This window comes from Chryseobacterium limigenitum, assembly GCF_900114875.1.
GTDB lineage: Bacteria > Bacteroidota > Bacteroidia > Flavobacteriales > Weeksellaceae > Chryseobacterium > Chryseobacterium limigenitum.
In genome coordinates, this window is sequence record NZ_FPKW01000043.1 from 1 (window position 1) to 7,749 (window position 7,749).

At 34.5% G+C, this 7,749-nt stretch carries 3 protein-coding genes and 2 pseudogenes; all 5 read right to left on the reverse strand.

Annotated elements, in window-relative coordinates:
- Positions 1-588 (reverse strand): annotated as a pseudogene (locus BT156_RS21470) (hypothetical protein); the annotation flags it as partial.
- Positions 589-654: 66 nt separating this feature from the next.
- On the reverse strand, positions 655-1,164 hold the full coding sequence (locus tag BT156_RS21475; RefSeq protein ID WP_072412961.1) for a hypothetical protein: 510 nt from the start codon (positions 1,162-1,164) through the stop codon (positions 655-657).
- Between the two features lie 81 nt (positions 1,165-1,245).
- Entirely contained in the window at positions 1,246-1,689 is a 444-nt protein-coding gene (locus BT156_RS21480) for a hypothetical protein (RefSeq protein ID WP_072412962.1), read from the reverse strand.
- The gene (locus BT156_RS21825) at positions 1,686-7,157 is read right to left on the reverse strand and encodes a fibronectin type III domain-containing protein (protein ID WP_083582446.1); all 5,472 of its coding nucleotides are present in this window, start codon (positions 7,155-7,157) and stop codon (positions 1,686-1,688) included. Before BT156_RS21825 ends, BT156_RS21480 begins: the two co-directional genes overlap by 4 nt.
- Positions 7,158-7,221: 64 nt before the next feature.
- Positions 7,222-7,749 (reverse strand): annotated as a pseudogene (locus tag BT156_RS21495) (hypothetical protein); the annotation flags it as partial.

Genomic DNA, 7,749 nt, shown 5'->3' on the forward strand with positions numbered 1-7,749 from the left:
AAGAAATTGCTGCACCATATCTTTTCCTGTTACTTTGCGAACAATGTAGCCTATCTTCTCGTTGTTGGCACTAATGATCCCTACATTGCTAATCAAAATCTTGTTGTCGGCTGCCAAAGCATCTTCTGAACGGTTGATCTCTTTGTATTCTTCTATCCTATTATCTTCGGATTTGGAAATACTTCTGTCTTCTGTCTGGAAAAAGCTGTTGATTTTGTTTTCATCTATTCCGGAAGCCGGTAATAGAGGATTCTCGCTTTTGGTAAGATTTTGTGTAATGGGTTTTTCAAATCCGAAAGAAAAGCTGGTTTTGTCAATTAATTCCAGTTCTTTTACAACGCCATTGCTGCCAGTAAGCTGCATCCAATATTTGGAAACTGTATTTTTTAATGGGGTTTCATTGGTAATGGTAGCTGTAAATAGTGCTTTACCCGACAAATCGCTTATCGTGTAATTGTTTTTCTCTTTGTCAATTTTGGCAACCGATTTTCCATCAATTTGGATTTCGCCTTTCTTGACTTTTACTTCTTGTGAGAATACGGAAACGCTTGCGAACATTGTCGCAACAAGGACTAATTTTATTTTCATCTTCTGTTGTTTTTTTATTGTTATATTTTATATAATTCTTTATATCGTCTTTTAGCTTCTGTACTCTTATTTATATTTTTTTCTTATTTGAATGCCTTTGAAGAGTAGATAAGATGATATTACTGCAAATATTAAGAAATACAGCAAATCGGGTAAAATCGGAGGACTATATGAATAATTATAATTTGTATTTGATAAAATGACTAATCTTATTATTGTTGCAATCAAAAAAACTAATCCCAATAAAATAAATATTCTACCTTTTCCTCTGAATTCTGAAAATATATTTTCGATATACTCACTACCAATATTGTGTTTATCACTTACTTTTTTAATAATAAAATTTTTACTTTGATTTCTCTCAATATAATATTCAATATCAGCAACAACGTTCTTTTTAAAGTTATTTTGCTTTTCTATATTTTTGTTGACTAGATTTAACTCGGAAGGTCTATTTTCTACTGATTGTTTTGATATATCAATTGTCTCTTCAAAATCAATTTTCCGTTTTTCAAGCTCTAGTTTTAATATTGGAATGATTTCACTCCATAAATTAAGAAGTTGTTCATTATTCATTTTAGAGTAATTATCAGAAATATATTTAAAGTCTTCCACTGTGAGTCAATATTTAAAATGTTTGTTTTTTTTAAGATCATACTAATTTCTTCTCTTCAAATATACAATTGGTTCTGTATCAAACTTAAAACCTTCTATTGGTGTTCGTTCTTCCCAGATTTCTTCTATTTCTTTTTTATCAACTTCGTAAACTGGATCGTAACCATGACGTGCAAAATCTTTAAAATGGATTTGAGCTTCTTCAAGTGGCCAAATTCTATAGAGTCCATTATTCAATATAGCATCTATAAAGTGCTTATAGCCTTTGTAAGAGCAATAAGTACTAACCTGAAATGCACTTTCAATATCATTCAATATAACTTCCTTATAGATTTTATCTTTTAACTCTATATCATTATATCTTTTGAATCCATCAACTATTAATTTTTCATTATAGTCTGTTTGCAACATATAGAGATTCTCTCCTATTTCCCAAAATCTACAATCAATTCCTATATATTTTGCATATAAATCATTTCTTATCATTTTTTGACGAATCTATTTTTACTTTTACTATATACTGCTCTTAAAACCTCACTACCGTCATTATAAACTTCCCAGAGTTCTGCTCCGTCATCAAAATAATTATTATACCCATTCAATTTCCATTCAGGAGCACCTAATCTCCCATGATTTCCAGAAGTGAAACCGTGATTGGTAAAAGGGTACTTTTCTGTTGCTGCAGCACCCGCTGGTACAATAGCATCTTTTGATTGTTTTGATTGAAATCTTATCACTCCACAACTACCATCTTCCACATAATTATACAATTTACCTGAATCATCTACATAGTCTAGTCTTAATCCAAAATACAGATCTTCATAACTTTTTAAATGTTTTGCATCTGCTGCTTTTGTTACAAATCCTCCTACAGTTGTATATGGATTTACTTCTTTCAGATAATTTTCTATTGCCGATTTTGGCATTACTTTTTGCATTAACGTACTTTCAGTAGGTTTAGCAATGGCATTTCTTATATTAGTTATTTTAGATAATTCAGTAGCACTTAATTTATCTGCAGGAGTTTGCATTATATAATGGAAATCATCCATTGTCAATCCTTCTTTTTTAAGCAAATTTGGTAATAAATCAATTAATCCAGCCTCTGTGCTTATTTCTTTTATTCCATATTTAGCTCCTGTATTAGATAAAAATTTACCAAACATTTCTGCTCTAATTACTGGGTCTGATTGATTCAAAATATTCTTAATCTCAGAGGTAGTAACATTGCCTTTTTTGAAAGCTTCTGTAAAAGCATCCAATTCTGCATGGGTAACTGCATTATCTGATAATTTAAAGAATTCCAACAATCTACCTCTTACATAAGAATTGCTACTCAATACAAGTTTACCTTCTTGCTTCCATGTATAGATTGCTCCTCTATAAAAGACTTTGCTATCTGCAGCCAGCTTTGCTAGTTTCAATTCTCCAGAAGCAATTATTGGTAAAACAATTGCAGCAGTATATATACTTGCGTTGACAACATCTCCACGCTTCAAGGCGTACATTAATCCTATACCATCTGTAATACTATCGGCTCCTACTAATGACAAACCAATTCCAGCAACATCTATTGCACCATATATTATAGGATCTACGGTACTCCAATTATCTTTATTATAGGTATTGTCAAATTCATAAGTTGGTACTTCTCCAACAATACCCTTATATACATTTCCTAAATCCTGAGACCATTTATTAAGACCTGATCTATACGCATATCCTACAATATATTTATTAGCAACAACATCTGTAAGATATTTTTCTTTAAACTCTATAGAATTTTCTGTTAATATCCATTCCGGAGTTTCTAATGCTTGTTGTAGAAGAGCTGCTTTATCCAACTCATACTTTAATAATTCTTTTTCATAATTAGGATTAACACTGTATCCAGCACCACCAGTTCCTCCAGATACATAAACTGCTTTTGGTATTGGTAAATCCTGTATAGCCTGATAATTTTTATTTTCCCTCAGCATAACTCCGTGTACGAAGTTATATCCCGGTTTATTTTCCTGACTCTCTACAATATCTGCAGAAATTGTTCCGTCTGCATAGCGTGTACCAAGATGTATTTTGTAAGGTTTATATGTTTGCTTATATACTTGCTCAATAAAATCAGTAACATTATCTGAGAAAATAGCCTGATACATATTCCCACCACCATTTGCCATTGCAACATTGGTTGCTTTTATTTTATTAATATTATTAGTATTAATATCTATGCCTTTAGCATATACTCCAGGCATATAATGTTGGACAGAAAAATCTATTCCGTTTCTATCTACAGACGCTTCAAAATAAGGCGCTGTAATTAAGATCGCATTCTTATTTTTTAAATTACTTGATTCATAAACCTGTTTAGCATATTCATTCCAGTTACCATTCACAAGGAAATCTACTTTGGTATAGACAACATAGATATTTACTGGGTTATTCTTTTGTTTAGAGAATTCTGAAAGATATACCAAACGATGATCTACTTTATAAAATCTATCTCCACCTGCTGTAATACCCTGTCCTACAGATATATTGCCCAATTCTGAATTGGACATATCCTTTTTATAGGCATAACCAGCATTATTTTTTACAATTAGCTGATTAAGCTGATCTACTGATTTTTTAAGTTGTTCAGCTGATAATTTACCTCCTTCCTGTCTAATTACAGTAGCTCCTGGAGGAACTTCTAAATCATCAATTTCAAAGAAACTGGATGTATATGAACCTTCACCACAAGGAACATCTATAGCTTTTGCAGTATTATCTGATATATACTTATTAAGAGCTGTTGTATCAAGTTTACCCTCTATTTCGGAATAGTCAACATTTAGCTCTTTAGAGGGACAAGGTCTTGTTATATCAAAGAATAAGGTAACCTTATCTCCATCTTTAGGAGTCGAAATTGTTTTTATCTCACCTGGGTATTTTGAATTTGTTATCTTCTCATAATAATCATATACATTATTAACTTCTTTCCAACAATATGTTTTATTATTCTCACTAAATCCATATAAGAGACCTTTTTTATTATTATCAAAATCACAAGCCTCATAGATCAAACTATTTGGTTTTGGCAAACTAACAATTCTGTAATTAGGAGATATTACATAATTTGCAAACTCTCCACTACTTTGCCCTTGGAACGCATACAATTTAAACGCAGGATCATTGATCTGCTTCCAATCTAGATGAGACAATTCTTCTCCTGTGCTGTAATCCATCAATAGAGGAGTTGCACTTTGCGTAGTTCCGTAGTCTTTCCACGGGTGTTCCAGTTTAAACACGCCGTGTCCAAGTTCGTGTGCTCCTGTTTTGTCTTGTGCGTTGTTATAAATATAGCCAAACTGCCCATTCAGGCGCATATAACCTTTTTGTCCGGTAGAAGATTTTTTGTCCGTTACAAAAAGTACATATCTAGAACCCGTTCCTTTATAAAGCGCATTTATCTGCTGCTGTTGAGGACTGTAAGTGCTCATCAAATCAGCATCTTCGCTGCTGATGGTATCTCCGCTTACAATACTGCTGACATCTAAAATAGGATCTTTCGTAACATTGAAAGTAATTCCAATTTTTTTGTAAATATCTGTCAGCTTATCACTTTGCAATTGAAGTTTAGATTGAGAATTAGCATCCAATGGTACTAAACTTACATTTACAGTTTTCGGGCTCAAGTGTACCAATCTGAAACTGCTGATTACTTTCTGTTTTGAAGTGCTGTCTTTCGGCATTAATACCGCAATCACTTCCTCTTCAGCGTAATCAAATGCACCAATTAATTTTAACTGATAGTTTCTTTCTGTATCGGTTTTATTAATTTCTGTAGCTTCAATTGCTTTACCGATGCTTAATGTTTTGAAGATGATGGTCGCATCTTTCAAGGTAGGGTCGGTAATGCTTACTTTGGCATCAAAGAGTTCAGTTTTTTTATTGACTGTTGCTTTGTAAGGAACATACGCAGTATTATTCTCCGAATCTTTTACCGATGGATATTTGTCTTTTGGCAACTTGGTTTTTTCTGCAGTATCGTAAGCAAATTGTCCGTTTACGTTTTCCTTCCACTCTATTTTAATACCTTTTGCAGTATATTGGTTAATGGTAGCATTGTTTCCGCTTCCTGTTACGCCATCGGTATTGGTAGAGGTAGAAGCTCCGCCTTGTGCTACCGTTCCGCCCTTAGTTACAGTTCCGTTTTCATCCACTGTCCAAATAACTCCGTTAGAGTCAGTAAAGGTGTAATCTTTACCACCCGGATATTCGGTTGTACTTCCGGTTCCACCATTCCCATCACTGCCTGTAATGGTAATTTTTCCCGGAGGAGGTGTTGCAGAATAAGTAATATTACCAATTGGGAAATTAACAAAAACGTCTTTCACGCCAGCATCACCAAATGTTTCCCCAATTCCTGCAGATGCATAATTTACCGCAGTTTCATTCGGATCGTACGTGGTTTCAATAACACCTTCAATTAATTTCTTGTCGGTATTGAGTTTAATATTATTGAAACTTACTTTTACCTTGGTATCGGCTAAATAAGGAACTTGTATAAAACCTGTACCGCTGTAAATACCGTTGCTTCCTTGAGCAGCAAGCACCGTAACAGGGAAATCTCCTGCAGTAAATACTTCGTTAACGCCCAACATCGTCTGTAAAGGATTCTTGTTGGCAATATCAATTGCAGGCATTATTCCACACTGATAATTGTTATCTACATCATTGGCATTGGTTGTAAAATATTGTATTGCGCTGTAAGAATACGCATTGCCAGAATCTTGTATGTTTCCACACACAGAACCTACCCGGTATTCGTATTCCGTAAGGTCTTCCAAACCTGTAAGAGTTGCCGGAGACTGGTAACTTTGTTGGGTCATCCATTCCGTATTGCTGTTCTTTTTACGGTATTGTACATTATACAGACCTGCAGGTTGCCCACCGAGACTCCAGCTGATTTCAACTCTTCCTCTACCTACATTTTTTGCCATTAAAAGTGTAGGAATGGTACAATTTTCTACATAATCGAAATAATAAATCTCAGAAAATCCGTTATTTTTATAAACACCATTGTCCTCTGTAGGGTTGGCTCCCAAAACAGGATTTCCACTTTTTGCCTGCACCTGCCAAGCATATCTTTTCCCCGGAATGAGCTGGGTTTTATCCAATCCATAATACAATGTCGGGGCGTAAGTTTCTTCCTGCCAAAGTGGTGGGGAAGATAAAAACCCAGAAATTGGAGACTGTCCTGCATCCCACAATTCTTTAAGCGTGAAAATGTATTTTGTGTTAGGAGCAATCTGTCTCGGCATCCACTGAAATACGATTCCGCTTCCTCCAGCATACGGAGACATTGCCTGTACTTTCTCTGCATTTTGCGGAAGATTAAGCATTGGCGGATCATACTGCGTAAGAAATACCGTAGCACAGGTTTTAGATGAAAGATTATTTTTAGTATAATAATCATACGCCTGAAAACAGAACTGATAAACACCATCCGATAAAGGTTGGGAATATTGTGAGGCATTGATCCCTCCTAAATTCTGTAATTCAAATAAAGCTCTTAGATCTACATTGGTAAGCGTAACATTACTTCCGGGATACAGAAGAAAAGGATTCATCCCTACGATAAAATCATTGCTTCTTGCAAATGGAACGGCGTTTAATCCTGCTTCTAAAGTGAACTTGATGCCAGTTTGGTGTTGCGGCTCCATCAAATCGGTCATCAACACTTGTAACTGTAATTTGTTATCCGTAGAAGTAGCGTAATCGCCCAAACGCATACTGTACGGTGGAATTACCACAGGAACTAACTTTACAGGGTATTGCTGTGCTTTCACAGAAATAGATTGCAAGCCAAAAAACATAAGCATCATTAATGCCCAGATTTTAATTCCGAAATTTTTAAATTTCGGTCTGCTGTATGGATTATATTTTATTTTATCGTTGTAGGAATGGTTCATCATTCTGTTTTATATTGTTGTGTTTGTCTGCTTTTAAATTCTGTTTTTCTTAGCTTGAAGTTTAAGATTATTTAAACTCGTAGTCTATTTGTTTTTCAGAACCTGCTTTATCTCCCGGTAAAATGTATTTTGCCTTCACTTTATATTTCACGGTTGGGATAATACCGTAAGTAGATTGAAGCAAGTTGTTAATTACCTGCGGTCTTGCATTTGCTGGTACACCTACATATTTTGATGCGGATTTAGAAACCAATTCGTACCAATCGGATTTGTAGAAACTGAACAAATCGTATTTGTATGGGAAGGTCTGCTTCAGGAATGCATTTCCTTTGTCATTTCCTAAATATTGTAAGTATGATGTGAATACTGGGAATGCTTTTACAGGAGGAATTCCTGCAAAATCTTCTTCGTTTTCTGCTCTATCCAATGTCAATAAGTCAACAGGATAGGCATCATAAAACAACCCTTTGAATTTATTGGCGAAAGAATCATCCATCAAAGCGGTAAGGTTGATAAGAGGTTTGTTGTCGGTATATTTCGTTCCTGTAATTTCGGTTACATCAAAATATTCATCGGCATTCATATTGTTCTGAAG

Excerpts from the sequence above, each read along its gene's own strand:
- BT156_RS21480 (WP_072412962.1), bottom strand. The coding sequence starts at position 1,689 with ATGATAAGAAATGATTTATATGCAAAATATATAGGAATTGATTGTAGA.
- BT156_RS21825 (WP_083582446.1), bottom strand. The coding sequence starts at position 7,157 with ATGATGAACCATTCCTACAACGATAAAATAAAATATAATCCATACAGC.
- BT156_RS21475 (WP_072412961.1), bottom strand. The coding sequence starts at position 1,164 with ATGAATAATGAACAACTTCTTAATTTATGGAGTGAAATCATTCCAATA.